Source organism: Syntrophorhabdaceae bacterium (genome assembly GCA_035541755.1).
Lineage (GTDB): Bacteria > Desulfobacterota > Syntrophorhabdia > Syntrophorhabdales > Syntrophorhabdaceae > PNOF01.
In genome coordinates, this window is record DATKMQ010000072.1 from 28,987 (window position 1) to 54,221 (window position 25,235).

31 protein-coding genes and 2 tRNA genes are annotated in these 25,235 nt (G+C 50.3%); 17 read left to right on the top strand and 16 right to left on the bottom strand.

The genetic code is table 11. From position 1 onward, the window contains the following. Positions 1–63 precede the first annotated feature (63 nt). Positions 64–669, bottom strand: a complete 606-nt coding sequence (locus VMT62_06970) for a molybdopterin-dependent oxidoreductase (GenBank protein HVN96152.1) — start codon at positions 667–669, stop codon at positions 64–66. A 104-nt stretch (positions 670–773) separates the two neighbouring features. Here VMT62_06970 and VMT62_06975 point away from each other — a divergent pair, with 104 nt between their 5' ends. Further along, on the top strand, positions 774–1,964 hold the full coding sequence (locus tag VMT62_06975; GenBank protein ID HVN96153.1) for a class I SAM-dependent rRNA methyltransferase: 1,191 nt from the start codon (positions 774–776) through the stop codon (positions 1,962–1,964). Between the two features lie 116 nt (positions 1,965–2,080). Here VMT62_06975 and VMT62_06980 read toward each other — a convergent pair whose 3' ends face one another. The 11 genes from VMT62_06980 to serA all read right to left on the bottom strand — a co-directional run bounded on the left by VMT62_06980 (position 2,081) and on the right by serA (position 11,071). Beyond that, on the bottom strand, positions 2,081–2,824 hold the full coding sequence (locus VMT62_06980) for a hypothetical protein (protein HVN96154.1): 744 nt from the start codon (positions 2,822–2,824) through the stop codon (positions 2,081–2,083). An 11-nt stretch (positions 2,825–2,835) separates the two neighbouring features. Continuing rightward, positions 2,836–3,390, bottom strand: coding sequence for a hypothetical protein (locus VMT62_06985; protein HVN96155.1), 555 nt, complete (start codon positions 3,388–3,390; stop codon positions 2,836–2,838). A 1-nt stretch (position 3,391) separates the two neighbouring features. After that, on the bottom strand, positions 3,392–3,787 hold the full coding sequence (locus VMT62_06990) for a cupin domain-containing protein (GenBank protein ID HVN96156.1): 396 nt from the start codon (positions 3,785–3,787) through the stop codon (positions 3,392–3,394). 3 nt (positions 3,788–3,790) lie between these two features. After that, complete coding sequence (locus VMT62_06995) at positions 3,791–4,312, bottom strand: gamma carbonic anhydrase family protein (GenBank protein ID HVN96157.1); 522 nt, start codon at positions 4,310–4,312, stop codon at positions 3,791–3,793. A 19-nt stretch (positions 4,313–4,331) separates the two neighbouring features. Further along, complete coding sequence (locus tag VMT62_07000) at positions 4,332–5,126, bottom strand: DsbC family protein (protein ID HVN96158.1); 795 nt, start codon at positions 5,124–5,126, stop codon at positions 4,332–4,334. Between the two features lie 215 nt (positions 5,127–5,341). Next, positions 5,342–6,040: an amino acid ABC transporter permease gene (locus VMT62_07005; protein HVN96159.1), complete on the bottom strand. Its 699-nt coding sequence runs from the start codon at positions 6,038–6,040 to the stop codon at positions 5,342–5,344. Between the two features lies 1 nt (position 6,041). Next, a complete protein-coding gene (locus VMT62_07010) occupies positions 6,042–6,749 on the bottom strand; it encodes an amino acid ABC transporter permease (GenBank protein HVN96160.1) in 708 nt (235 codons plus the stop codon). Between the two features lie 78 nt (positions 6,750–6,827). Further along, entirely contained in the window at positions 6,828–7,646 is an 819-nt protein-coding gene (locus tag VMT62_07015; protein ID HVN96161.1) for an ABC transporter substrate-binding protein, read from the bottom strand. A 20-nt stretch (positions 7,647–7,666) separates the two neighbouring features. Next, positions 7,667–8,401 carry an amino acid ABC transporter ATP-binding protein gene (locus VMT62_07020; protein ID HVN96162.1) on the bottom strand — a complete coding sequence of 245 codons (735 nt, stop codon included), beginning with the start codon at positions 8,399–8,401 and terminating at the stop codon, positions 7,667–7,669. A gap of 341 nt (positions 8,402–8,742) precedes the next feature. Next, entirely contained in the window at positions 8,743–9,378 is a 636-nt protein-coding gene (locus tag VMT62_07025) for an HAD family hydrolase (GenBank protein ID HVN96163.1), read from the bottom strand. A gap of 94 nt (positions 9,379–9,472) precedes the next feature. Next, complete coding sequence (gene serA, locus VMT62_07030) at positions 9,473–11,071, bottom strand: phosphoglycerate dehydrogenase (GenBank protein ID HVN96164.1); 1,599 nt, start codon at positions 11,069–11,071, stop codon at positions 9,473–9,475. Positions 11,072–11,347: 276 nt separating this feature from the next. Between serA and VMT62_07035 the strand changes: the two genes are divergently transcribed. Together VMT62_07035 and VMT62_07040 are read left to right on the top strand one after the other, a co-directional pair. After that, the gene (locus tag VMT62_07035) at positions 11,348–11,731 is read left to right on the top strand and encodes a secondary thiamine-phosphate synthase enzyme YjbQ (protein ID HVN96165.1); all 384 of its coding nucleotides are present in this window, start codon (positions 11,348–11,350) and stop codon (positions 11,729–11,731) included. Between the two features lie 26 nt (positions 11,732–11,757). Next, positions 11,758–12,219, top strand: coding sequence for a hypothetical protein (locus tag VMT62_07040; protein ID HVN96166.1), 462 nt, complete (start codon positions 11,758–11,760; stop codon positions 12,217–12,219). Between the two features lie 18 nt (positions 12,220–12,237). Here VMT62_07040 and VMT62_07045 read toward each other — a convergent pair whose 3' ends face one another. Next, positions 12,238–12,819: a lipocalin family protein gene (locus tag VMT62_07045; GenBank protein ID HVN96167.1), complete on the bottom strand. Its 582-nt coding sequence runs from the start codon at positions 12,817–12,819 to the stop codon at positions 12,238–12,240. Then, complete coding sequence (locus tag VMT62_07050; protein HVN96168.1) at positions 12,816–13,268, bottom strand: pyridoxamine 5'-phosphate oxidase family protein; 453 nt, start codon at positions 13,266–13,268, stop codon at positions 12,816–12,818. Before VMT62_07050 ends, VMT62_07045 begins: the two co-directional genes overlap by 4 nt. A 701-nt stretch (positions 13,269–13,969) precedes the next feature. Here VMT62_07050 and VMT62_07055 point away from each other — a divergent pair. The 8 genes from VMT62_07055 (at position 13,970) to VMT62_07090 (ending at position 19,772) form a co-directional block, all read left to right on the top strand. Continuing rightward, positions 13,970–14,281 (top strand): hypothetical protein, encoded by a 312-nt coding sequence (locus VMT62_07055; GenBank protein ID HVN96169.1) that lies wholly within the window; start codon positions 13,970–13,972, stop codon positions 14,279–14,281. Positions 14,282–14,354: 73 nt separating this feature from the next. Further along, positions 14,355–14,903 (top strand): hypothetical protein, encoded by a 549-nt coding sequence (locus tag VMT62_07060; protein ID HVN96170.1) that lies wholly within the window; start codon positions 14,355–14,357, stop codon positions 14,901–14,903. Positions 14,904–14,905: 2 nt separating this feature from the next. Continuing rightward, positions 14,906–15,691: a hypothetical protein gene (locus VMT62_07065; protein HVN96171.1), complete on the top strand. Its 786-nt coding sequence runs from the start codon at positions 14,906–14,908 to the stop codon at positions 15,689–15,691. A 708-nt stretch (positions 15,692–16,399) separates the two neighbouring features. Next, positions 16,400–17,200 carry a hypothetical protein gene (locus VMT62_07070; protein HVN96172.1) on the top strand — a complete coding sequence of 267 codons (801 nt, stop codon included), beginning with the start codon at positions 16,400–16,402 and terminating at the stop codon, positions 17,198–17,200. Continuing rightward, positions 17,197–17,460, top strand: coding sequence for a hypothetical protein (locus VMT62_07075; protein HVN96173.1), 264 nt, complete (start codon positions 17,197–17,199; stop codon positions 17,458–17,460). The genes VMT62_07070 and VMT62_07075 overlap by 4 nt, the downstream gene beginning before the upstream one ends. 168 nt (positions 17,461–17,628) lie before the next feature. Then, complete coding sequence (locus VMT62_07080; protein ID HVN96174.1) at positions 17,629–18,165, top strand: hypothetical protein; 537 nt, start codon at positions 17,629–17,631, stop codon at positions 18,163–18,165. Positions 18,166–18,357: 192 nt separating this feature from the next. Next, on the top strand, positions 18,358–18,609 hold the full coding sequence (locus VMT62_07085) for a helix-turn-helix domain-containing protein (GenBank protein HVN96175.1): 252 nt from the start codon (positions 18,358–18,360) through the stop codon (positions 18,607–18,609). After that, positions 18,606–19,772: a tyrosine-type recombinase/integrase gene (locus tag VMT62_07090; protein HVN96176.1), complete on the top strand. Its 1,167-nt coding sequence runs from the start codon at positions 18,606–18,608 to the stop codon at positions 19,770–19,772. Before VMT62_07085 ends, VMT62_07090 begins: the two co-directional genes overlap by 4 nt. Here the strand turns inward: VMT62_07090 and VMT62_07095 are convergent. Together VMT62_07095 and VMT62_07100 are read right to left on the bottom strand one after the other, a co-directional pair. Then, a tRNA-Cys gene (locus VMT62_07095) sits at positions 19,751–19,825 on the bottom strand. The two genes, VMT62_07090 and VMT62_07095, sit on opposite strands and share 22 nt — an antisense overlap. A 161-nt stretch (positions 19,826–19,986) precedes the next feature. Beyond that, positions 19,987–20,061: transfer RNA gene (locus VMT62_07100), tRNA-Gly, on the bottom strand. A gap of 202 nt (positions 20,062–20,263) precedes the next feature. On the opposite strand from VMT62_07100, the gene VMT62_07105 reads away from it, so the two are divergent. The 6 genes from VMT62_07105 (at position 20,264) to VMT62_07130 (ending at position 25,221) form a co-directional block, all read left to right on the top strand. Continuing rightward, positions 20,264–20,995, top strand: a complete 732-nt coding sequence (locus tag VMT62_07105) for a class I SAM-dependent methyltransferase (protein HVN96177.1) — start codon at positions 20,264–20,266, stop codon at positions 20,993–20,995. Positions 20,996–21,017: 22 nt separating this feature from the next. Beyond that, positions 21,018–22,052, top strand: a complete 1,035-nt coding sequence (locus VMT62_07110; GenBank protein HVN96178.1) for a hypothetical protein — start codon at positions 21,018–21,020, stop codon at positions 22,050–22,052. 49 nt (positions 22,053–22,101) lie between these two features. After that, complete coding sequence (locus tag VMT62_07115) at positions 22,102–22,671, top strand: nitroreductase family protein (GenBank protein ID HVN96179.1); 570 nt, start codon at positions 22,102–22,104, stop codon at positions 22,669–22,671. Between the two features lie 119 nt (positions 22,672–22,790). Beyond that, positions 22,791–23,159 (top strand): cyclophilin-like fold protein, encoded by a 369-nt coding sequence (locus VMT62_07120; protein HVN96180.1) that lies wholly within the window; start codon positions 22,791–22,793, stop codon positions 23,157–23,159. Further along, positions 23,156–24,169: an NlpC/P60 family protein gene (locus VMT62_07125; protein ID HVN96181.1), complete on the top strand. Its 1,014-nt coding sequence runs from the start codon at positions 23,156–23,158 to the stop codon at positions 24,167–24,169. The genes VMT62_07120 and VMT62_07125 overlap by 4 nt, the downstream gene beginning before the upstream one ends. After that, positions 24,166–25,221 carry an enolase C-terminal domain-like protein gene (locus VMT62_07130; protein ID HVN96182.1) on the top strand — a complete coding sequence of 352 codons (1,056 nt, stop codon included), beginning with the start codon at positions 24,166–24,168 and terminating at the stop codon, positions 25,219–25,221. Before VMT62_07125 ends, VMT62_07130 begins: the two co-directional genes overlap by 4 nt. Positions 25,222–25,235 lie beyond the last annotated feature (14 nt).

Here is a 25,235-nt window from a genome sequence, read left to right on the forward strand (position 1 = left end):
TATATTATCCCGTCTTTCCCGGTGCTTCTCGTCTGATATTGCGCGTTCAGGGCGAGCTTAATATCACTCATCGAGAAAGTGGATGACTTCTCCATCAGGGATGGGCCGCATTCTTCCCTGTGAATTCATGTCCCTCACGACCCCCGATGTTATCAGTGCATCATCCGTGTATCCCCTTGTTTCCCAGAACCCCGAGACATAGTGGTCCATGAGCTCAACCTCTATCACGCTTTTTGCCGACTTGTAACCCCACAGATAGGGACAGAACGCCCTTACCGGTCCCCCGTAGTCTTCTTCAAGAAGCTCATCGTCGAACTCATAGGCGAGCAAGGTCTTTTCCCGTAAGGCGACTTCAAGCGGTATGGATGTGTCGTAGACATTCTTGATCGACCGGAAACGTACATACTTTACCGCAGGCCTGGACTTCGTGAGATCAAGTATCTCGCCAAGCGGAATCCCGCCCCATCGTCCGCGCACAGAAAACCGGGTTACGCTTGTGAGGCGCGCATCGACCACGGTCTTGGGCAAGGCCACAAGTTCCTGCCAGGAAAACTTTTTCGGACTTTCGCACAGGCCCTTGACCTCGATCTGCCAGCTTGTGCGGTCAAGGCTTCCCGGATGTCCTTCAACCCAGAAAACAGGTGTTCGCAATTCTTTGAGTCTGCTCATCGTGGTCCCCGATTTGTTTTCATACGGTAACTATAAGAACTTGCCACGTCTCCCACAACCCCTTTGCCGTCAATTTGTTGATGCCATTTCGCACAAGAACGGGTATGATATTGATCGGCCCTATGATCGATCTTACTGTGAAGCAAAACCGAACAGGTCCCGTGGCGGGCTTTCATCCCTGGGTTTTCTCCCAGGCATTGGTCGGAATCCCTGACGGTATCAAACCGGGTACTCCGGTTAAACTCATGAGCGAGAGAGGGGAATTCCTCGCGTTCGGATATTTCAGTTCCTATTCCCAGATCGCAGTCCGAATCTGGGGCTACGACAAGAATGAAGACTTAGACGAAGAATTCTTCGCGAGGCGGATAAAAAGGGCCTATGACATACGAAAAAAGTACGTGGAAAGCGACGAGACAAACGCCTTTCGCGTGGTGAACGGAGAAAACGATCTCCTGCCGGGTTTGATTGTGGATAAGTACGCCGACTGCCTCGTGGTGCAGTTTCATACGGCAGGTATCGAGCGCTGGAAGGAAAAAATAGTCGCCGCTCTGGAAAACATAATACGCCCTCAGGGCATCTATGAGCGCTCCGACGTGGCCGTGAGAAAATTTGACGGTCTTGAGGACGCAGAGGGTAGTCTTTCCGGAACCGTACCTCAACTCGTTACTATCAAAGAAAATGGCCTGCAGTTTCTCGTCGACGTAAAACACGGCCAGAAGACAGGCTTTTTTCTTGACCAGCGGGATAAACGAAGGGCCTTCCTCAAGTATACGGGAAACGCTTCGGTGCTCAACTGCTTTTCCTACACGGGAGGCTTTTCCGTATACGCGCTCGCGGGAGGGGCGAGGTCGGTCACCAGTGTGGACACCTCCGAGAGCGCGATCGCGCTTGCCAGAGAGAATGTGAGACTTAACGGATTTAGTTTGAACGTATGCCGGTTCGTGATAGAGGATGTGAAGCGCTTTCTCAAAGCAGGCGACGAACGATTTGACGTGATCGTACTCGATCCGCCGGCCTTTATCAAAGATCGCAGGAAGAAGAAGGAGGGCATTGCGGGGTATAAAGGCATCAACGAGATGGCCATGAGGGCGCTATCCGACCACGGGGTCCTTGTATCCTGTTCCTGTTCGAACCACCTGTCGCTTACAGAATTTCGCTTTCTTTTGTCAGAGGCGGGGGCTCGGGTGAGAAAGCACTTTCACATCATCGAAACGTATACGCACGGTGTCGATCATCCACGGTCCGTTCCCTTCATCGAAGGCGACTACCTCAAATGTTTCTTTCTGACCCCTTGACGCGATCGCACGCGCATTTTGTTCCTCAGTCGCGACCATAGCCGGTTCGGATAAGGGGAATCGTGCTACTGCCATCTGGAGCTACCGGATTGTGCGATTTTAGATGGGTCGTGGCTTTACGTGCCCGAGAGCTCCGTCTCCGATTCGCTCCGCGCTTCTTGCCTCCACAGGGCGAGCGTTGCAACGAATACGATGCCCGATACGAGCGTGCTCAATTTGAGACCGATGGTGTGCGCCGCAAAGTCGCCCGCCGCGGTTCCGGCAGCGCGTATGAGCACGACGGTCAGGAAGTAGTAGAGTAACTGCGTGCGCAACAAGGTGCCGCCGAAAGATAAGGCGAGGGCGAGCGGTATGCTCAAAGTGAGCGTCGATCTTAGGGTCCCGAGTTTTAGCCCGAAGGAAAAATAATCCCCGAGGACCGTGCCCAGGGCGCCGGCGAGCAACATTGCGAACCAGTACACCGGTACTGTCGATATTGCCGTTGAACCCTGTCCGGTTTTTGGTTTGTTTGCCCTGGCAGACGCCTGCCACGAGAGGACTGTGATAAAAAGGGCGATGGCGAAAGCACTGAGTGTGAGCGGTGCCCTGAGGTGCAGGTCGTGGCCGATATCACCGATGTTAGTGGCAGAGGTCCTGATGATGACTATGGCCGACCAGAAGTAGGCGGTGTGCTCGGAAGAATCGAATCGCTCCACAATGATGACGAGGGCGAAAAGCACGGCCAGAAACGGGAGACCCGCGATATGGCCGAGTTTCATAACATCGGAGAGAAAATCGCCCGTATTCGCGCCGAAGATGCTCGCGAGAATCAAAGCGGTCCAATACTTGGTTCCAAACCGAGGCACATGTTTGAGCTGCATAGTTCTCCTTGTTAAGGATTAAGTATGTGATCGGCCCTTTGCTTCCATGTTAAGAGCCGTGCGCTAAAGCTCATTTCAACCTGATGGAGGCCTTGTTTCCATTCGTCCCATGTCTCGACATTGGGCTCAACGGCGCTACCCGTCACACCCATTTGTTTGAGCCTGTCACCGATATCCCGGGCGACGACGACCCGTCTTCTGTTGGCTTCGTCTGCAAAATCGTCTTCAAGTGCCTTCAATTCGCCTTCCAATTCCTTGTATCGTGACGGGTCGGTCACCAGATGCAAAAGAAGAAAAAGCCTTTGATTTGTTTCTCTGCTCAAGCCGAACCGTTCGATGAGAAGGCCTGCTAATATGGCATCTCGTGCCTTCTCGTCTCCCTTTATGCCACCGAGTTCCCTTTGCGCACTCTGGGGATCTGTCATGCCCTCCATGTATCGTCGGAGAGCGGCGCGGACTTTATTGTCCATATCCTTCTTCATGAGGTCCTGACGCTCTTCCTCATCGATAACGATATTTCTCGTACGTTCCATGGCAAGCTCAATTGCGCTCTTTATCTCACCCATTTCAATCTCCGAGGTCCATTTTCAACGCGTCCTTTTTATCGTAATATTGAGGGCTGTATTCGACAACGAGCGCATCTTCAAGTCCGAAAAACGCGTGCCCTATGCGGGTAGGGACGTGCACCTTGTCCCCTTTTGTGAGTATCCGTTCCTGTTTCGCGAGCGTATCCACATCGGCAAAAATGGCGCGAATGCTCCCGCTGATCACGTAGAAGGTTTCTTCCTTTTTTTCATGATAATGGTTTCCCCGAAATTGGCCTTTCTTCAACTCAAAGAAAGCCACGTGTCCTATGTCTTCATGGTACGATATCTGGACGAATTCGCCTTTCTCATCCACCCAGCGTTTTGCGCCGTCTATCTGTTTTGTCTCCGGTAGTTTTTCTACGAGCACCTTTTCCATTTCTTATAGTTTCTCCATGGCTCCCGAGAGATATTTCCTGGCGAGGTCGATGTACAATGCCTTGCCCCAATCCCAGTGATCTATATCCTTCTTAGTGACCTTACGGAGCACCCTGGCAGGATTTCCGCCCGCCACCACCTCATCGGGGATTACCTGACCCATCTTAACGACCGCACCCTCGGCTACAATCGCTCGCTTACCCACCTCGGAACGGATGCTTAAGATCGCACCCATACCTATGACTGAAAGATCACCGACTTTGGCAGCGTGGATAATTGCGCCATGACCGATCGTCACTCGCTCGCCTACGAGTAAGGCCTCTTTCGGAGGGGCATGCATGATGACACCCTCTTCTACAGCCGTACCCGAACCGATAACGATAGAGCCATAATCCCCGCGGACTATGGCTCCGTGACCTATATAGCAATTGTTTCCGATCTTCACATCGCCCAGGACGAGGGCCGTCTCGCTCACGTAGCTTTCCTGTCCGATGAGAGGATTCCTTCCGTCAAATCCGTACAGCAACGGTTAACCCCGCGCGAGATCACTGATTCAAGGCCGATTCCATTTCCGGTATATTGGCGCCTATCACCGACTTCTTGCCGTTTATAATGAAGAAAGGTGTGCCGTTTATACCCATCTTGCCGCCAAGCTCCTTATGGAGCCTTAAGAGTTCCGCGGCCTCCGGCTTGTCGCACTTCTCGTACTTCTGATCGTCGTACTTGCCTTTCATGGCTTCCTCATACGTCTTTGCCCTGTCTTCCGCACAAAAAATGAACTTCACCTTGTTCTCGGCATCTGGATGCATGGGGAGAGGGAAGAAGAATACGTAACGCGTAACATCCGTTCTCTGTTCCAGGAATTCCGCGGCCTTTCTGCAGTACGGGCAATCGGGATCGGTAAATTCGAGGACAGTATTTTTCCCGCTCCCTATCTTAATGGCCTTGTCCAGCGGGACGTTCTTGGCTTTGTCAGCCATAAGCTCCCCTTTCCTCTGTTCGGTTAAGCTCTTGCCTTCCTTGCTGATAATGTCGCCCACGAAGATGTAGCCTGGATCAGCAATGAAGTAAATAACCTCCGCGCCCTTGGTTACTTCATATACGCCTTTCATGTCGGTGGGCTTGATGGAATCAAAGGGGACCTTGGGAAAGGCCTTTTTGAATGTTTCTTCTATGTTCTGATTGGCGACCCCTTGTTTGGGGGCGCGAGCGTCAGCCTTCTTGACGCCCTTGCTGGCCGTCTTGCTCGCCGCCTCGACCGCAACACCCGTGACGAGAAAAAAACCGCCAAAAAAGACAACGAGCCAGATGAGCCGTGCAATATTCCTGTTTTTCATCATTCCTCCTCACACATTAGGATACTGCAATATACCATATACGCCTTGAAAGACAAAATCAGCACATATCGGTGCCTACGCCCGTCCCACATGCAGCGAAGCCATTAGAGCTTTAGAAGTATCAGGGGCGTGAGCCCGGTGAGACAACTATCGTTTGAAAATGTTCTTGGGGAATGCGGGGATACGCGTCATCGTCCGCGCTTATTTGGCGGCGAAGCTCATTTTCGCCAGGCTAGGCGCTTCTCCAGCCATCGTGAGAGGCTCGTAAAGGCGTAGCAGATGATAAAATAAATGACCGCGATAAAGAGGAAGATCTCGGTGGGATATATAATAGTGCGATTGTTGATCTGCGTGGCCACATGGGTCAGCTCCGAAACCCCGACGATAAAGGCGAGGGAGGTATCCTTTATCATGGAAACAAACTGATTCACAAAAGAAGGGATCATGTTGCGCAACCCCTGGGGAAGAACGATCAAAACCATTACCTGCCAGGGATGAAGCCCCGTGGAAAGACCCGCTTCGGTCTGCCCTTTGGGTATGCTGTCGATGCCGGCCTTTACAATCTGTGACATATAGGCGGACGTAAAAAGCGTGAGAGCCACGATGACCGTCCAGCTTTCGGAGACCGTATGGCCCATCATGGCCGGCAGGAGAAAATACATCCAGAAGATAACCATGAGTAGCGGCATACCCCTGATAATATTGACTATAGACAGGGAGACCCATTTCACTACCCGGTTGTGCGATATGTTGAGCATCCCGAGAACCAGGCCGCCGAGGAAAGAAAGAACGCACGCAACCACGGCGAGATACAAAGTGAGCGCAATGCCACCTAAAGCCCCGTGTGGAAAGCGACCTATAAAGAAATAGGTCAGGTTCTTCCAGATAACGGTAAAATCAAGCCCGGCGCCGCTCATCTTATTTAGCCTTCATGGGGGTTAGCATCTGCCTGCTGTAAAGCGTTACGAGCCCCGTAATGATAAAGGAGATCACCACATATACGAGTGTTGCCGCTGTAAAAGCCTCAAAGCCTTTAAAGGTATAGCTTTCTATCTGCCGCGCCTGATAGGTCAGTTCCACGACACCAATCGTCATTGCGAGGGAAGAGTTCTTTGTGAGATTGAGGAACTGATTGATGAGCGGCGGTATGGTGAGTCTCACCGCCTGGGGCAGGATGATGTATTGCATGGAACGTAAATAGGAGAATCCCGAGCTCCTGGCCGCCTCCATCTGCTCCTTCGGGATCGAACGCACGCCCGATCTGATGTCTTCCGCGATAAAGGCTGATGTATAAATCGTGAGCGCGATGACGGCGGCGGAGAATTCGAAGTTCATGTTGTTGAGCCAGTCGTTTACGGCCGTGGGGAGTAACTTGTATGACCCGAAGTACCAGAAGAATATCTGCACGAGGAGCGGGGTATTGCGGAAAAACTCGAGATACCCGTGCGCGAACCAGCGGATCGGTCGCACGTTGCTCATGCGCATGACCGCGATGAGCAAGCCTAAGACGAAGGCGAGCACAATGGAAACCGCCGAAAGCTCAAAGGTGGTTTTGATGCCTGTGAGGAGCCAATCGGCGTACTTCCCGGATGTTACGATCGACCAGTCGAAGTGATAATTGAACAACGAGAGTAGACCTCGCGCGGATGTATTTATGGAGTATCGGGCTTTTGTAGCGCCGCCCGATACTCCATGCCTGTTTGTTTATCTGTCGGCCGTAATCTTAAAATTACCCCTCTGCATTGGTGTGGCCGAATTCGGTCCGAACCATTTGTCGAATATCCTCTTGGCCTCGCCGCTCTTCTCCATGTCTAGCAGGGTCTGGTTCACGAAGGCGACGAAATTCTTGTCTCCCTTGCGCATGCCCAGACCGTACGGTTCATCGGAGATCTGGATATTGGGGATTTCGTACTGATCTTTATTAGGTGCGTGGGCAAGCAGTTCGGCGAGAATCGACTCGTCCGTCGTTACGGCGAATACTTTGCCCTGCTGCAGGGCGAGTAGCGCCTGAGGGTAATCGTCAAAGGAGAGGACTGTGGCTTTGGGTAACGCCTTGGCTGCATTCTGCTCGGAGGTGGACCCTTTGGCGGTGCCTATCCTTTTTCCGTCAAGGTCGGCAAGAGATTTCACCGATCCCTTTTTCACGATGAACTTCTGGCCGGTGAGGAAATAGGTATAGCTGAAGTCAATCTGTTTGGCCCGTTCCTCGTTCTTTGTCATGGTCGCGGCGATGATATCGATATTACCTTCGGTCAACTGCGGCATGCGGGTTGACGATGTGACCGGTTTCAATTCAAGCTTGACGCCGAGTTTATTGGCGATAGCTCTCACGAAATCCACATCGTAGCCAACGATCTCACGGGTTTTCTCATCAACGAAGCCGAATCCGGGCGTTGAGTCCTTGACTCCGGCCACGAGCACGCCTTTCTTCTTGGCGGTATCGAGCGTATCTGCTGCGAATACAGTCCCGTACAGACCGGCCAGGAGTAACAGTGCACACATCATTACGGCAAATCTTTTCATGGTCTTCCTCCTTCTTAATATTAGTGCATGGGTGAAAGCACTTCTTTTAAGAACTGCTTAGCCCTTTCATGCTTGGGGTTCTTGAAAAACTCTTCAGGGTGGGCCTCTTCGAGCACCTCGCCTTCGTCCATAAATATCACCCTGTCCGAGACCTCGCGGGCAAAGCCCATTTCATGCGTCACCACCATCATGGTCATACCCGACTGGGCAAGGTCCTTCATAACGAGGAGCACCTCGCCGATCATCTCCGGATCGAGTGCCGATGTTGGTTCGTCAAAAAGCATAATCCGTGGTTTCATGGCAAGCGCACGGGCGATCGCGACCCTCTGCTGTTGTCCACCGGAAAGCTGCGTGGGGTACGAGTTCTTTTTTTCTCCCAGGCCCACGCGTTCCAACAGAGCCATTGCCTGATCTTCCGCGTCCCTGCGGTTCATTTTGCGAATCTTTGTGGGTGCGAGGGTAACATTCTTCAATACGGAGATGTGGGGGTAAAGGTTGAACTGCTGAAAGACCATGCCGATCTCGGCCCTGAGTTTGTTGATATCGGCCTTTTTGTCTGAAAGGTCTACGCTGTCTACAACGAGGGTGCCCCTGTCGATAGGCTCCAATTTGTTAATGGTGCGGATGAGCGTTGATTTCCCCGAGCCTGAGGGCCCGCACACAACCACTACCTCTCCCTGGTTCACGTGGAGGTTGATATTTTTGAGAACGTGGAGGTCCTTGAACCACTTGTGGACCCCCTTAAATGTTATCATTCATCGCTCCAGCAGCCGTTTTGGTCCATGCTATATACTGAGTGTGTATCAGCAGTATGAGACAGTATACCCTACTCAATCGATACAATCAACACTGGCCTCCACTCTTTTTTCAAAATATGGGTGTGTTGACTGACAAAAGCTGGACGTGACAGGCTTTCGCAATAGATTTATCGGGTTAGACCTCGATCCGTCTTGAACTGTGTGCATGGATCGCACCTTAAGCTCGCGCGAGGGGGCTGATGACGAGCCTGTTTTGAATACTCTCTTAGCTCATTCTTGAGCGAGACGGGGAGGCTCCATACGGCTTCGCCGTTGGAGGGGGCTGATGACGAGCCCCTTTAAATGACCTCAAGCACGCCCCGTATGTCGTCGATGATGTAAGTGGCGCCCGCCTCCTCAAAAGCCGCCCTTTCGGTTCTGCCCGTGAGTACGCCCGCGGTTTTCACGTTGAGAGCGCGACCCGCCGCGATATCGGTCGGGTGGTCTCCGACGACGAGCGCATATTCAGGGGCAACATGGAGAAGGTCGAGCGCGCGCGTTACGTGAGCCGGGTCCGGTTTTACCTCGCGGATATCCTCGCGGGTAACCGCCACATCTATGTAGGCGTCCATATCAGGAAAGACCTGTCTCAATACGGCACGGCAGGTTCTCGTAATGATGCCGGTTCTCAATGTTCTTCGTTTGAGCTCTCTGAGGAGGCCCCTGGTATAGGGAAAGACATCCTTTCCCTGGGAGGCGTAAAGCTCAAGTGATGCCAGCCGTTCAAAGGCCCCCTTCTGGAAATTGGGACCTCGCTCGCCCATATTTTCCGCCAGCTTGTATATGGTTTCCACGATATACTGTTTTCGCGAGGCCTCTATGAGTTCCGGGGAAACATGTTGCAGGGCGAAGTTGAGGATCTCTCTGTTCAGGTGGCCGAAATCGAGCGTCAACTCGGTTAAGGTTCCGTCAAAATCAAAGATAACTGCTTTCATGGAAGATATTTTGTCTCACGGCTCCACAAAAAATGGGGTGAACGGGAAAGACCCCATTGACCCCATTTATGGTCCCTTTTTATGGGCCGGTCCTTTACGGCAGATCGATCCTTTTTGCCGAAATTACGTTGGGCAACGCCTGAATCTCCTTTATCACGCTGTCTTCCACTTCCTTGTCCACGTCGAGCAGGGAGATGGCAAGCCCTCCTGTGGCCTCTCTTCCGAAATGCATGCCGCCGATGTTGATGCCCCGCATGTAAAATACGTTGGCAATGCTCGCTATGACACCGGGTTTGTCATGGTTGTACACGAACAGCATATTGCCACCGGCAAGATCGGCCTCAAGGTAGATATTGTTGATTTTAATGAGCCGCGGTTCTTTCTTGCCGAAGAGCGTTCCCTGGACGGTGTTCTCATCCTTTTCGCCTTTTACGGTTATGGTGACGAGCGAGGTGAAATCATACTGTTCTGCTATCTTCACTTCTTTAACCGTGATACCCCGCTTCTTCGCCGCGAGCGGAGCGTTCACGTAATTCACCCCACTCATCTGGGGAGTGAGGACGTTCTTTAAGATACCCTGGGTGAGTACTTTTGTGTCCATCTCGGAAATTTCACCCATATACTGGATCTGTATCTGCTGAATGGGGAATTCCGTTATGGCCGACACAACGGTTCCAAGGTTTTCAGAAAGCTTGAGATAAGGGCCGATCTGTTTGGCCACTTCCAGCGAGACGGAGGGCACGTTGACGCTATTTTTGATAACCCCGTAAAAGAAGAATTCGACGAACTGGTTTGCTATGTCTATGGCGACCTTGTCCTGGGCCTCCACGGTAGAGGCGCCGAGATGGGGGGTACACACGGTTTTCGGCGAAAGCACGAGCGGATCATCCTTGGCAGGGGGTTCTTCATCAAAAACATCGAGGGCTGCAAAACCCACCTGTCCGCTCTCAAGGCCTGCCAGAAGGTCTTTTGCGTTTACGATAGGGCCCCGGGCCACATTGATGATGATGGCGCCCTTTTTCATCTTGGCGATGGCATCTTTGTTGATTAAGTCCCTCGTGTCTTTTACGAGAGGCACGTGGATTGCGATAAAGTCGCTCTCTTTGAGGAGCGTATCGAAATCGACAAGTCCGATCCCTTTGCTCGCCGCGAATTCTTTCGACACAAAGAGGTCATAAGCAATGACATGCATGCCGAGCGCAAGCGCTTTTTCGGCCACCAGGGCGCCAATGTTGCCGATTCCTATGACGCCTAAGGTTTTGTCGTACAGCTCGATCCCCATGAGGGCCTTCTTTTCCCATTTGCCCTCTTTCATGGTCTTGTCGGCGTAAGCAATCTTACGGGCTGCCGCGAACATAAGGGCGATGCTGTGTTCGGCTGCGGCCAGGGCATTTCCCTGGGGCGTGTTCATGACGATAATGCCTTTTTCTGTGGCTGCGGCCACGTCGACATTATCGACCCCTATGCCGGCCCTGCCTATTATGCGCAATCTGTTTCCCTTCTCGATGATCTCTTTTGTGGCTTTGGTGGCGCTCCTGACGATGAGCGCGTCGTAGTCACCGATGATAGCCTGCAGTTCCTCAGATTTGAGCCCGGTTTTCACGTCCACGACAAGGCTATTCGACTTTAGTATCCCTATCGCACTTTCGGACATCTGATCCGCTATGAGTACTTTTATCTCTTGTCCTTTCACTCTTGTACCCCCGAAAAAAGTTTATATATCTTTCAAGCTACCAACTGCTCCGGCTACGCCCTTGCCTCTCGAACTTGTAACCCAAATCCTTGAAGTTGAATTCGAGGGCGATTTTGATGTTACTTTCTACCAAATTACCACGAAAAACGTCAAGTAAAATGATCATTAGAAAAAGCCCCGGTTTTTGTGTTATATTTCACCGATACGGCAAAGTTGCACCTGTTATGCGTAAGGGATGTTCCTGGCCGATAGCACCGCGAAAAGGATAGACGCACCGTGATCGAACTGAACGTCAGGACCTCTAAAAGAATTGAGGCAATCAACATCACGGGTCAGGTCGCTCACGCAGTGGGAGGCAGACAAGGGTCTCTACTCCATGTTTACACGCCTCACACGACCTGTGGTCTTCTCATCAATGAGCAGGCCGATCCGGACGTGATCAAGGACATTCTCGCCGCCCCTGAGAGAGTGGCGCCGGCGAATCACCCATACCGGCATAGCGAAGGAAATTCCGATGCCCACATTAAATCGGTACTCACAGGCGCATCGGTCTCAATCCCTTTTTCCCAGGGCGCACCACGGCTTGGAACCTGGCAGGGGATATTTTTTATGGAATTTGACGGGCCGAGAGATCGGCGAATAATCGTTACGCTTATGTAAATTGTATGAAAGAGACGGAGGTATCCATGAACATGGCCATGTCGCGATGCAGGATCCTGATATGCATCCTTCTCATTATGTTGGTCGCCATTCCATTATACGCAAAGGATGACAAGATAAACCCCAAAGAGCCGGGCGCTTACATCAAGACGAGCCAGGGTCTCAAAAGGCTGCTACCCAATATCGTCTTTGATGAAGAAGGGCTCATCTACGTCGAAGCCAATAACCCCGTCCATTTTCTTTTGAAAGATGTGCAATATTTCGTCTTTTCCGGCAAATACGACTTCAAGGTGCTTACCCTGAACCCCATGCGATTTCTCGGACCTTCGCCGCTGGGTAAACCAAGACTCGCGTTCGGGAAGAATGTTGATTTCGATATCAAACAGATAGGGCCGGACCTCTATACCATTAAGCCCAAGGGCCTTCTGGGCAGGGGCTACTTCAGCCTCTGGATCAACGAAACAGCCTGGGATTTTATTCTCGACTGAATCGATCCTGCCGCCGCCTTATCCGCCTATGTGTTCTTTCTGATCAGGGGAGGAATCTTCGGTGATCTGGGGTGTTTTGATCATCCGGGAGGTGTCGTACCCCTTTGCAGCCAGGCTCTTCAGAAGGAGTTGGTAAAGTCCATCATCCATCTCAGGTCTGCGGGACAATATCCAAAGGTAATTCCTGCGGGGATTGCCCACAACGGCGTATTCATAATCTTTGCCCAGGTCGATAATCCAGTACTTGCCATAAAAGGGCCAGAAGAAGCTGACCTTCAGCCTGGCGTTGGTCTTTTTATCCACCACCCTGGCTATGCCCCTCACCGTCTTCACACGTCCATCAAAGCTATTGAGCCGGCACGCGTTGATTATCTCCACCCTGCCGTCCTGCCGCAAATTGTACTTAGCCCTCGCCGCAACACAGCCCTCCTCGAAACGGGTGGGGAGGCGTGCGATCTCATACCATGTGCCCATGTATCTGGCAAGGTCGACCTCCGGCACCACCGTAAGGGGCGAAACGTTAGGCCACAGCCTCATGATTGGAAGGGCCAAAGGCATGAGAAAGGTTGCCCAGGCCGCGACCAGGGCATTTAGCCTCATTCCTGGTCACCCATGCATATCACCTCAGTATTTTCAAACTTGCTTACGATATACCTCTCCACCTCTATTTTGAAAAGGGCGGTATCGGACGAGGAAGCAAACGACTCCAACTGGGGGTGCTTGCCGATATAAGAGCCAAGCGAATTTAGCCTCTCCTCTCCGCCCAACTCGCGCGCCAGACCGATCGCAGTGACCGCGGTTGCCTCCTGTGTGTCACCCGCTTTGTTGGTTCTGTCATCAACGAGCATAGCCACTTTCAGTTCCGCCGACAGGTTTGCATATTTTCGGGTAGCCCGAGGCGTTGCGAAGACAAGACACCGGAGGTCATCGGTCGCTGTGAAGCAGACCAGGTTTGAATACGGCTGGTTTCCATCGCGGGTTGAAAGGACGGCCAGGTTCTGATCGTCAAGAATGTTCTTCACCGTCTGAATCAGCGCTAAACGTTCCATGGCTTTCTCCTTTTCAACTCCCTGATTTGAATACGATACACTTCAGAAGCAGCGTCCATGTATTATGAATGATGACCCTCCACCGGCCTCTACCGTCGGTACTCATAACATCTTTGGCTCAAAAGCTGTGCTCCCATCTATTCCAGGTAGAACTCTATTCGATCCCGCCTTAGTCATCTCAAAGGAAGCGCGCGAACTCGGAAAGGAAGGTTACGGACACCTTTATGCCACTATACTCGCCAGAGCCTCTTCTATATGGGGATATTTAAAAGTAAACCCGCTACCGATCAGCCGGCGAGGCACGACCCTCTGGCCCTTTAATATAACCGTTATTCACAGGAAAGATTGTTAAAGATAGGACTTGACCATTCGGACGGTATCCGGTCATCTAAGAACTTCTTCCTGAACTAAACGAAATTGGTTCTTGTTTGAATATTGTAGCTTCCACGTGGCAATCGCCAGTATTTTCTATATTGCTTTTTCTATAAGGCAAGGATATGATTTAAACAAAATCAGAAACTGCGAACTTTAGTATACTGAATTGTCAAGCTCATGAAACAGGAGGGGTGAATGAAGACTTTGATAATTGCAACGGTCCTTGTTCTGTCTATCTTGCTTCCTGCCGCCTATGCAGATGAAGCGTCTCAGAAAGCAATCACGGAAGACCTACTGCAGATCATAAGCCCAATGGTGAGAATTATATGTGGATAGCCGAGAAGAGGCCCGATGGCTCGTACAAGGTTCGCTTCCGAAACATACCTCCGTCGGACAAAAGAGAAGATAAGGTGGAAGTTGGCGAGTGGGGCGTTTCCGGGGACATTCTCTTCGAGATCTACAAGGCTGATCTCATAGACAATAGAACCATTCCTGCAGATGCAACAGATCCGATCAACAGAGACGCTTACAGGATTCTGAAGCTCACCGATAATGAATTTGAGTATGAAGATCTCGATTCCTGGCAAAGGTACTCCGCAAAGAAAGTAGCCGCTGATTTTGTCTTTCCGGATAAGTAGTTGTACAGGCGTTTGGTGCTGCAGACCTCTAACAGCAGCGGCTGATTCGGGCGGTAGGACCACGAAGGAGAATATGGTACGAAGCATTTTAGTCCTCCTTATTTTGCTATTGATTCCACTTTCGGTCTTATCCGAAATTGAGAAGGTTGGAGAGCCATGTGAGAACGGCATCTGTCTCGCCTGGTGGCCCAAACTTACCCCCGTGAAGGGGTGGCACCACGAACGAGGGCCAAGCTTCCGCAATGCGATTAATATCCAAGTCCCTGACGGTTCTACATTTTCAGATGCAGAGACAGTTATTTATGCGCGAGCACTCTACAAGCCCGCAGTTCCTGAAATCAAATCACTCGACTTCCTGATTAAGGATGACCAAGAAGAGTTTATGGGCCGAGACCCTGCTATTACCGTAACTGAGGTAAGGGCTCTAAAGACTGGCGACGGACGGCTTCTTAAATCATACACATTCTTTCCTAAGAGCGAAGGTAACTGGGAACAAGTCTCCTACGGAGAAGAGAGCGACTTCTATCTCATATTCACGATCAGTTCCAGAAGCCGCGCAGGATACGAAAAGACGCTGAGTATTTACGAGCAGTACATAGGCCAATATAGAGAAGGGCCTTAGCAATGCCTGAACTGAACGGGGAGAAGATCAGGGAGATTAACTTGCGCAAGTCTCAGAAGATAGCGATGCTCCGAGTCAGTAACGTCAGCACCATTCTTGTGCTCACGTGTGTCCTCCTGATCACGCTTCTACGCGGTTCTGCATCGGCCTTCTGCGAGCAACCTCCGGCAAAACTGTGTAATGTATTCTTCTCCAACGATCTCGTGGTACATGCTAAGGTCCTGAAAACCGGATACACGAGAGATAAACCCGATATTGACTATTACGTTTACCACCTGGAGGTGTTGAAGGTATATCGAGGGAAGATCGGCAAATCAGTCACCGTATACACCGAAAATTCAACAGGAAGACTATCGCTAAAACCCGGGAACGAGTACATCGTTTTCGCGTTTAGGAACCAAAATGGCGATTATGAGGTGAATAATTACTGCGGAGAGGTTCAGCATTTTGAAGGCGAACCCTATTCAGCTCGCCTGGAAGAACAAATTCGAGAGCTAAAAAGCCGACAGTCGTGTGTTATAGAAGGGGAAGTTGTCGATAAGAACTGGAACCTTATCTCCGGCGCGAAGCTGACAATCGTGGGCAACAACATGCTAAGAGACATAACTGTCGACAAGAAGGGGCTCTTTAACATCACTGTCCCGCCAGGTAATTATCAAGTGCTTATTCCGGAGAACCTTCATGTTACGGATTACAGCTGGAGCGTGGCGGATAAGAACCCGGATAAAGTACGTCCTCTTTCCTTAGTTTCCGGGCAGTGTGTACAGATTCAATTGCAGGAACGATGAATCGGCGAAACTATGTACTACCCCCTGTTAAGAAGGTGTTAGCCAGGTGCTACTCATGAGAAATGTCACTACACTTCTCCTACTCATCGTTCTCGGTTTAACGGCTGCTATATCCTGGGGCCAGGATCGGCTCGGTGGCCCAAACCCGTGTCGCAAACATCCTCAAGTTAGTGGTGACTGTTTTAAGGTGCAGGGTCGAATCCGGCTATACGTGGGGACTCCAAGCGTTCGGATTTGGCCTGTCGGTACCAATCGGGTACTCGGTGTAAGCGAAGGGCGGTTCTACAACCCTGAATACTCCAACATGCCCCCTGACCTCTCCCGTCTGCTAACGGCTGATAACGAAATCTTTGCCGATCTTACAGTGTGCCCTTTTACCCCAGATGAACCGGGAGTTATGCGATTGGTATGTATCGATTCTGCGACACATGTGGTGGTGAAGGAAATTCGGAAATGAAAAACTGGCCAACTATAGACGGCGACCGAGAATGTACTTCCGAACTATGTATCAACCCTATAAAACGGAAGGATGACTATGTACATAAAAAAACGTATCGAACACGTATTGTGGCAGCCTTAGTTTGTGAAATTCTACTGGCTGTCTCTACGTCATTACTCTGGGCCAATGATAGGCCCCATTCTGTGGCCCGGCAATGCGTTGAGCAGGCTCTGCCGAGTGAAAATTTCTTTGCTTTCTATGATTCCCTTATGGAGGACAGCGTAAAAAGACAAATCGAAGACAACCTACGGTTTCGTGGATACGAAAAGACCATAACGGAGATTTATCAGCAAGTCACGAGAGACTTTCTTATGCGGGAGAATGCGTTGGCAAAAACATGGGACGAAGCGGCAACAAAGCTAACGTCAGAATTTTCTGAGACAGAACTGCGCGCAGTCCGGGACTATTACCAAAACCACAAATCCGATAAGGAGTTTCTTGAAACTCAAGCTGGAAGAAAGTGGCACGAGAAGGTGGAATCCATAATTCAGTCTGCCTTTGAGCACGTACGTCATAGTGTGTTTGAAGGTTCCAGATACGAGACGTACAGAAAAGATGTTGACGAAAAGATTGCGCTCTACGAATCTCAAGGAAAACTACCCGCCGGTCTTGTTCGTCGAGATGCCCCTCCGATGGAGTTGAAACCAGCTGATTCTGATGAACCAATCTTTCGAATATTCGAGGGCATACCGAAAGAATCAGAAAGACTCAGCTTTGCCATAGATGACAAAAAACCGTTGCTTGTGGTATCCACCATAACAGACCTGATTCTTGCTCAAGACGGTAAGGGCGTGCTTATCCGACTGAACGAGAAAGACACCAAAACCTTTGCAGAAATAACCAGGAAGTTTCAGGACAAGATACTCTTTGTACAATGTACGGATTCCCTTTTGGAAGGTATGCACATAACCGCACCCATTGAGGATGGCTACATCGGGTGGCAATATCCGCAGTCAGCAAAGGTTGCGGAGTATCTACGCAAGCGGTTCCGTGTTGGGGAGTTCAAGTGAACTATAACAAAGCGCTACCCAAAAAACATCTCCCGCTTAGTTCCCTGTGTGGCGATGAAAAGGAGCAGAAACCCATGAATCCTATACGTACCATATTCATAGCGGTGGGCCCGTTCTTCATCCTAATAATGACCTTTTCTGTCGAAGCCGCCGACAAGCCAGAGAGGCATCTTCCGTTCACTGCCGAACAGGATGCCGATGGAGCGCGCTTCGTATGCCTGACACTCGGGAAAAGTGTAGCTCCTTACACCTACGGATGACTACCCCGGTCTTCCCACTTCCTCGCGGGTTATTCCCGAGAGGAGTACCTGGTGGGCTTTCGATTTTTGCCTTTGACATATTGGTATTATTATTTGTGATTTTCTTACACTCGAGGCAGAAATACATAAGGCGATATAACGATTCCGATCGTAGCACGGGAGTATCCCATGAGCAGAAATAAGGTCATTCTATTCATCGTATCTGGACTCATTGTCACTTCGTGTTGCTGCACATACGTGGGCGAAGAACCAAGATTCCCTTCTTATGTGTCAGATGCTCTGTATATCCCTCCATCAGCAAAGGATATCCAATATAGGTCTTCCGATGGATTATTCACAGTCGGTTATCGGGCAAATATATGCTATCCGGCAAGAGATTTGATTAAGACAATGGCCGCCTCCATGCGATCCAAAGGTTGGGAACGTCTGAAAAATGACCCATTCACCCCGGGCATGGAACTGCCGCTGGATTATCCTGACAATGATCGGTATTGGCGGCCTTATCCCTGGCTCTCGTATTGGAGGGACAAATCCGGGAATGTAGTTCAATACACCTATGATTATGATGTCGGCACTAAACCATCGTCAACAGGGTTTTTTGAGGCTGTGGAGCGATCGTGCTCACTTAGGGTTAGTATCCTGTATTACTATCCCGGCGCTCTTGAGAAAGTGAAGAAGTTCGCTTCTGAGCATAGACCACGATAAGACGCATCGATAGAATGAATGCTATGTTTCTTCACGTAATCCGCAGTTCTTCGTGATATGCCCAAGGCTTGCTTTGTGGGTGGAATCAATAATATCGAGTTCAAGTTTGTTCAAATTGAATTACTTGACAATATACCACTTATATGCTACCTATATACATATAATGGTACTTAGCAAAGAGGAGGAAATAGAATGCCAAAGGAATTAGGCAATATAAGAATTTACTCGGTGCAGGATATAAGTAAGGCTCTTGACGTAAATGAAAGATCGATCAGGAAATGGCTAAGAGCTGGGTTGATCAAAGGACGCAAGATAGGAACGCATTGGTATGTGACAGAGGAAAATATCGGCTTATTTCTGAGCGGAGGCAAAGGAGGTGATGACACTGGTAACAATAAAAAGAAAAAGACAAAAAGAACGAAAACGAAAAAGGAGGATTCATGAAAGGTAGCATACAGAAAAAAGGTAGCATCTACTACGCCGTTATCCCGATCGGGGGAAAACGGAAGTGGTACAAAGGTGGAGACACCAAAAAAGACGCACAGCGAATCTTGACTGAAAAACTATTTGAGATCGATGCCGGCACTTACAAGGAAATACCTAAGACAACCTTTAAGGAGTTTGCAGAGTTTTGGTTAAACAGTTACGTGGAAGGAAATCTAAAGCCTTCTACGGCTAAAGGGTACAGGGACATAGTCAAGAAAAACCTTTCCCATTTCGACGGGCGAGTGCTTTCAGAAATTACAACGGGCCAGCTGCAAGCATATGTCACGAGGCGGCTGAGACTCGTATCTGCAAAGACAGTATGCAATGACACCATGGTTATGAAGCTACTCTTCAGACATGCCAGAAAGTGGGGCTATCTTAAGCTTAATCCCGCGGAAGACGTTGACAGGCCGAAACTGAAAGGTACTGAAGTTGAGATTTTGGAGCCCCATGAGCTGAAGCAACTCTTGGAAAAAACGGACCAGCGCTACCAAACTGCCTTTCTAACGGCTTTTCTAACCGGATTACGCGCAGGAGAGCTGTGGGCCTTGAAATGGAGCGATATTGACTGGAGTTCTGGGAAACTATTTGTGAGACGTTCAGTCTGGAAAGGAGGGTTTCAAACACCCAAGACCAGAAAGTCTGTCCGTAAAGTGGATATGCCGCAACAACTGATCCAGGCCCTCAAGAGATGGAAGCTGGCTTCTCCCGTGGGTGAACTTGATTTGGTTTTCCCTGGTATCAAAGGTGGCACTGCCAATCATGTGAACGTGATGAACCGTCAATTCTATCCGGCCTTACGAAGGGCAGGGCTCAGACAGGTGTCATTTCACAGTTTAAGACACAGTAACGCAAGTATGAGAATACAGGGAGGACAGAACATAAAATACATCTCTGAACAGTTAGGCCACTCGACCATAAGGATCACGTTGGACATTTATGGACACCTGTTTAATGATGTGAATTTTACGAAGCAACAAGTTGAATTATTGGAGAGTTCTTTCGAATCCGTTAGAAATCCGTTAGAAAACACCCCCAAAAGCCAAGTCAACGACTTGACCCCCCGAATACAACTAATTGAAAATATTGAAGGAAATATTGGAGGCGGCATCCGGATTTGAACCGGAGAATAACGGTTTTGCAGACCGTTGCCTTACCACTTGGCGATGCCGCCGTCTGATGCAGCGTATGGTGAATAGTAATTGGTGAAAATTCGAAGGAGCGAATAAGACGCGAACAGATTACCAAAGACTATTCATGAGCGACCAGGATTCGTAAGCGGGCAGCGTTACCCGCCTAAATCTCTCGAGGCGGAAAAACACCGCCACGTTTTAATGGAGCGGGAAACGGGATTTGAACCCGCGACTTCAACCTTGGCAAGGTTGCACTCTACCGCTGAGTTATTCCCGCACCGGATACTCTTTATAATACAAACGAGGTGTTTCTGTCAATCCTTTCTTATGCTTTGCCCTGCGGCGCGAGAGGGACGAGGATCACTTGCAATTTGCCGTATATTCTGGGATAATTGACAACGCATGACCTTAAAAGGGCCGATATATGCAGCAATTACCCTGCGCCAGATAAATCCCTCCCCATTCCGATCCGGACGGCCATGAACGATCTTGAGAATTACTTTCGCAACAACGAGAAGAGATTAATTCATAAGTGGCAGCATTATTTCGAGATTTACGATAGACATTTCAATTCCTTCAGAAACAAAGAAATATCCGTCCTTGAGATAGGAGTTTCCCATGGCGGCTCGCTTCAGATGTGGAGAGACTATTTCGGCGAGAAGGCCAAAATCTTCGGCGTTGATGTCAACCCTCACTGCAAAGAGCTCGAAGAAGACGGCATTGAGATCTTTATCGGCTCGCAGGAAGATAGAAAATTTCTCAGAGGATTACGAAACAGGATCCCGCCTGTCGATATCCTGATAGATGACGGTGGTCATACCATGAAGCAGCAAATATACACCTTCGAGGAACTCTATGATCACGTGGCCCCGAACGGAGTATATCTCTGCGAAGATATCCATACGTCCTACTGGAGGGATTTCGGCGGAGGATACAAACGGAAAGGCACCTTCGTGGAATTCAGCAAGGATCTTGTGGACCGGTTGAATGCGTGGCACTCAGAACAGAAGAGTAAACTCGATGTAACGCCCTTCACAAGATCTGCCTATGCGCTACACTTCTACGACAGCATACTCGTCATCGAGAAACGGCCAATAACACCGCCGTTTCATCTCAAGACGGGCGTGGAGGTGGTAAAACCTTACCACCCCAGGGTCTCAAAAGTAAAAAGACTCTCGTCAAAACTGAAGAATAGGCTCAACATAGAGTAGACAACACAGGGAACGTTACCAAATGCCATCCAAAATTACTTTCCGGACCATCGAATCAGAGAGCACCTTTCTTGATCCGAGAAAGGGTTACGAACCGACCACCATAAGATTCCAGGTGCGTATGGATCCACTGACGGGAAGGACGGGCCACTTCTCTCATTTTGGACGGATAACGCCGCAAAAACTGAATCTCGAATCATATTTGAGACCGGAGATAAAAGGTTTTTGTCCCTTTTGTCTCGAAAACCGCGAAACGGTTACCCCAAAGTTTCCGAAAGAGATCCTGCCTCAAGGACGGGTCTCGCGGGGAGAAGCTATGCTCGTCCCAAATCTTTTCCCCTACGAAGTTTACAGCGGGATCGTTATCATGACTGACGACCATATGGTGTCCCTAAGCGCCTTCACGGAAAAGAGATTGAGCGACGCCCTAATGATAGGCAGCGAATTCCTGAAAAGAACGCGAACGGTCAATCCCTCTCTCCCGTACCACCTCATGACCTGGAATTATATGCCCCCCTCTGGTGGAGGTTTAGTCCATCCCCATCAACAGTATTTCGCCACGGAATACCCCGGGAATCAATTTATGGATGAATTGAGGGCATCTGAAAAATTCTACGAAACTGAGGGCAGGACATACTGGCTCATGCTTATAGAGGAAGAGATGCGGCAAAGCGATCGTTTCGTAGGACAAACCGGAAATGCTTACTGGATGGCTTCATTCGTCTCTTTCAGCGTGCTCGGTGATATTCTCTGTGTCTTTCCCGATGTCTTTTCGATCGACGAGATCTCAGATGGCCATATTCATGATCTTGTCTCAGGGCTCACCAACGTGTTCCGTTACTATGAGTCAAACGGTGTTTGCAGCTTCAACATGTCGCTCTTCTTCGGACCTCACGGCCAACGATCCTTTCCATGCCACATGAGGATAGCACCGAGAACATTCCTTAACACCCGCGATTGGGCTTCAGACATGAACTTTTTTCAAGCCATTCTCGCCGAGCCGATCTGCGTGACGCTGCCCGAGGTGCTCTGCAGGGAGGCACGAAAGTTCTTTTAATGTGTCCGCGATCAATTGACATCCTGCAAAAGTGTGATATATTTGCACTATGATTGACGAGCTGATCACAAGAAACAGAAGCTACAGGCGGTTCTATGAGGATAAGCCGATCACTCGAAGAGAGCTTGAGAGCCTGGTCGAGCTCGCCCGTCTCTCCCCTTCGGCGGCAAACCTGCAGCCCCTCAAATTTATCGTGTCCCATAAACCGGCCAAGAATGAAAAGATATTTTCCTGTCTTGCATGGGCAGGCTATTTAAAAGACTGGCCCGGCCCCGAACAAGGCGAGAGGCCCTCGGGCTACGTCATCATACTTGGCGATACGAACATTACCAAGGAATTTGGCTGCAACCACGGCATCGCCGCGCAAAGCATACTGCTCGGGGCCGTAGAGAGGGGCCTTGGCGGCTGTATGATTGCTTCCATCCAGCGCGATAAATTGAAAGGCCTTCTCAATATCCCCGCCTACTATGAGATCCTGCTCGTCATCGCACTCGGCGAGCCCAAAGAGCGTGTTGTGATCGTCGAAGCGAAAGAAGGTGACATAAAGTACTGGCGGGACGCCAATAAAACCCACCATGTGCCCAAACGGCCCCTGAGTGAGATACTGCTCGATTTATAGCACGTAAGAACACCTCGTTTGATCGTGAAATTCCTCCTATGAAAATGTGTGAGAACGGTTTATTATAAAGCTACGTGAGAACAAAAGGCCGACTTCGTTAAGGGATTATGATGCCCACGGTGATAAAGATAACGGCGAAAGACGTGATCATTGAAGGCGAGCTCTTCGATACCGCCTGCGCACAGGCGATCGCGGGGAAGCTTCCTTTGGAGGCGCGACTAAGCGAATGGGGCGATGAGTTCTATTTTGAGGTCCCTGTCGCTATGACCCTCGACGGGTCTGCCACAAGGACCGTGAAAGTCGGGGACATAGGATACTGGCCACCCGGACGCGCCCTTGCTATTTTTTTCGGACCCACACCTTTGAGCACGAACGGTGAACCCGTGCCCGCAAGCGAGGTGAATATTGTGGGCAAGGTCCGGGGCGATGCCACGCTCTTAAGAAAAGCAAAAGGCACGTCAATGATCAGACTGGAAAAGGCCCCGTGAAGAAGACAGTTCTTCTCGTTACAGCACCCGTTGCGAATCTGCGAAAAAAGCCTGAGGATGCATCCTTAAGCTATACCCACGACGATCTTCAGTTGACACAGCTTCTTTTCAATGAAATCCTCCTCTATCATGGCGAGACCGAAGACTGGTATTTTGTGGAGGCCACGGAGCAGAAAAAAGCTCTTCCACGCAAGGCCTGGCAGGGCTATCCCGGCTGGGTGAGGAAGGATGCGGTCGTGGTAGCTGACCGTGCCCCGGTGTTCAATGCTGTCGTGAATGACATAGGGGTAATTATATGGAAAACCCCTGAGCCAAAGGCGGAGCCGCTATTGCCCCTATCCATCGGGACGAGGCTCGCCGTGGAGTCTAGCCCCAGGGAAAAGTATTATCGCAAGATTGTTTTGCCCGACGATGAGCGAGGCTGGATAAAAAAAGACGAGGTCATTCTCCTGAGACGAGCGATTTCCTCCTCTCGATTACGACACGCCGTCATCGAAACTGCCGGGCGTTTTCTTGACGCGCCCTATCTCTGGGGAGGACGGGGCGTTTACGTGTCGGAGACGTTGCAGCGTGTACGCTCCGGGGATAAGCGAAAAGGTCTAAATAGATCCAGAAGAGCAAAGTCGGAACCTCGGATCGTTTCGGGCGCCGTCTGTGGCGTTGACTGCTCGGGCCTTACAAATCTCGCGTACCGGGTGAACAACATAGATATACCGAGGGACGCTCACGACCAATGGATAGAAGCGAGACCAGTCCCGCTTAAGAAATTAAAACCCGCGGACCTCATTTTTGTATCGGCAGAGGGCGCGCATGAGAGGATCACGCACGTCATGCTATATACGGGAGGGGAGGGCTTCATCGAGGCGTCGGAAACAGGAAGCACAGTACGGACGAACACCTTTGAGACAAAATTCGGACTAACGCTTCATCGCATCGCCGGTGAGGGATTTGTGGTGAAGAAAAAAAGAATATATCTCGGGACCGTGATACCTACCCTGGAACAGAAATGAGAGTGGTCGATCGTATACTCCTGAAAGAAATCGTGCGGCCTTTGCGTACGACCTTTTCAACTTCGCTTGGCCAAAAAGACGTGATGAAAAGCGTAATCGTTCAGATTCGTCTTAAAGACGGCTTAACAGGCACGGGCGAATGCCCGACGAGCTTTGCCGTGAAAGACGAAACCGTAGCGGCCATCAAATGTATTATCCGTGACGTTAGCCCGCAGCTAAAGGGACTCCCCATTGAGGCCTACGGTGAGAAGATAGGTGAGTTCCGAAGACGCTTTCCGCAGTATCCCATGACCATATCCGGACTGGAAGTAGCCCTGTTCAGGGCGTATCTCGCGAGCGCGGGCAGGACAGAACACGCCTATTTCGGAGGAAAGCTTGATGTACTCGAAACGGACATTACCATACCCTACACCACGGATATCAACACAATCGAAACGTGGATCGAATATGCAGTAAGAAAAGGGTTTACCACATATAAATTCAAGGTGAGCGGACGTCTTCGTGATGACGCGAACCTTATCTCCGAGGTGTACCGGCGATTGAGAGATAAGATGCGCGCATTCACTGTGCGGTTGGACGGCAACCAGGGCTTCACAGAAAAAACCTGTCTTGATTTCTTCGATTTCCTCGTGAGAAACGCCTATCCGGTTGAGCTCTTCGAACAGCCGCTGCGTAAGGACGATTACAGAGGATTGAGACAGATAAAGAAGCGCTCCCCCGTGCCTATCATCCTCGACGAGACGGTCTTTACTGTCACCGACCTTGAGCGCGCCGTAGAAGATAATCTCTGTCACGGTATTAACATCAAGATAGCGAAAAGCGGGATCGACGAGTCGCTCAAGCTCTATAAGGCCGCGAAGAAGCACGGACTCAAACGTATGATCGGCTGCATGACCGAGACCATGGTGGGGCTTTCGGCGGGTATAGATTTCGCCGCAGGCAAAGGCGGATTCGACTATATCGACCTCGACGCAGTGCACTTTCTTTATCACTGCAACACGTACGGTCCCATGCGCATTGTTGGTAAGAGCTACATTCTGTCTGGCGGATAGACCCAAGGCGCATA

What these genes read in the sequence shown, in the direction of transcription:
- VMT62_06970 (HVN96152.1), bottom strand. Translation starts at nt 669, where the DNA reads ATGAGCAGACTCAAAGAATTGCGAACACCTGTTTTCTGGGTTGAAGGA.
- VMT62_06975 (HVN96153.1), top strand. Translation starts at nt 774, where the DNA reads ATGATATTGATCGGCCCTATGATCGATCTTACTGTGAAGCAAAACCGA.
- VMT62_06980 (HVN96154.1), bottom strand. Translation starts at nt 2,824, where the DNA reads ATGCAGCTCAAACATGTGCCTCGGTTTGGAACCAAGTATTGGACCGCT.
- VMT62_06985 (HVN96155.1), bottom strand. Translation starts at nt 3,390, where the DNA reads ATGGGTGAGATAAAGAGCGCAATTGAGCTTGCCATGGAACGTACGAGA.
- VMT62_06990 (HVN96156.1), bottom strand. Translation starts at nt 3,787, where the DNA reads ATGGAAAAGGTGCTCGTAGAAAAACTACCGGAGACAAAACAGATAGAC.
- VMT62_07000 (HVN96158.1), bottom strand. Translation starts at nt 5,126, where the DNA reads ATGATGAAAAACAGGAATATTGCACGGCTCATCTGGCTCGTTGTCTTT.
- VMT62_07005 (HVN96159.1), bottom strand. Translation starts at nt 6,040, where the DNA reads ATGAGCGGCGCCGGGCTTGATTTTACCGTTATCTGGAAGAACCTGACC.
- VMT62_07015 (HVN96161.1), bottom strand. Translation starts at nt 7,646, where the DNA reads ATGAAAAGATTTGCCGTAATGATGTGTGCACTGTTACTCCTGGCCGGT.
- VMT62_07020 (HVN96162.1), bottom strand. Translation starts at nt 8,401, where the DNA reads ATGATAACATTTAAGGGGGTCCACAAGTGGTTCAAGGACCTCCACGTT.
- VMT62_07025 (HVN96163.1), bottom strand. Translation starts at nt 9,378, where the DNA reads ATGAAAGCAGTTATCTTTGATTTTGACGGAACCTTAACCGAGTTGACG.
- VMT62_07040 (HVN96166.1), top strand. Translation starts at nt 11,758, where the DNA reads ATGAACATGGCCATGTCGCGATGCAGGATCCTGATATGCATCCTTCTC.
- VMT62_07045 (HVN96167.1), bottom strand. Translation starts at nt 12,819, where the DNA reads ATGAGGCTAAATGCCCTGGTCGCGGCCTGGGCAACCTTTCTCATGCCT.
- VMT62_07050 (HVN96168.1), bottom strand. Translation starts at nt 13,268, where the DNA reads ATGGAACGTTTAGCGCTGATTCAGACGGTGAAGAACATTCTTGACGAT.
- VMT62_07055 (HVN96169.1), top strand. Translation starts at nt 13,970, where the DNA reads ATGTGGATAGCCGAGAAGAGGCCCGATGGCTCGTACAAGGTTCGCTTC.
- VMT62_07060 (HVN96170.1), top strand. Translation starts at nt 14,355, where the DNA reads ATGGTACGAAGCATTTTAGTCCTCCTTATTTTGCTATTGATTCCACTT.
- VMT62_07065 (HVN96171.1), top strand. Translation starts at nt 14,906, where the DNA reads ATGCCTGAACTGAACGGGGAGAAGATCAGGGAGATTAACTTGCGCAAG.
- VMT62_07070 (HVN96172.1), top strand. Translation starts at nt 16,400, where the DNA reads ATGGAGGACAGCGTAAAAAGACAAATCGAAGACAACCTACGGTTTCGT.
- VMT62_07080 (HVN96174.1), top strand. Translation starts at nt 17,629, where the DNA reads ATGAGCAGAAATAAGGTCATTCTATTCATCGTATCTGGACTCATTGTC.
- VMT62_07085 (HVN96175.1), top strand. Translation starts at nt 18,358, where the DNA reads ATGCCAAAGGAATTAGGCAATATAAGAATTTACTCGGTGCAGGATATA.
- VMT62_07090 (HVN96176.1), top strand. Translation starts at nt 18,606, where the DNA reads ATGAAAGGTAGCATACAGAAAAAAGGTAGCATCTACTACGCCGTTATC.
- VMT62_07105 (HVN96177.1), top strand. Translation starts at nt 20,264, where the DNA reads ATGAACGATCTTGAGAATTACTTTCGCAACAACGAGAAGAGATTAATT.
- VMT62_07110 (HVN96178.1), top strand. Translation starts at nt 21,018, where the DNA reads ATGCCATCCAAAATTACTTTCCGGACCATCGAATCAGAGAGCACCTTT.
- VMT62_07115 (HVN96179.1), top strand. Translation starts at nt 22,102, where the DNA reads ATGATTGACGAGCTGATCACAAGAAACAGAAGCTACAGGCGGTTCTAT.
- VMT62_07130 (HVN96182.1), top strand. Translation starts at nt 24,166, where the DNA reads ATGAGAGTGGTCGATCGTATACTCCTGAAAGAAATCGTGCGGCCTTTG.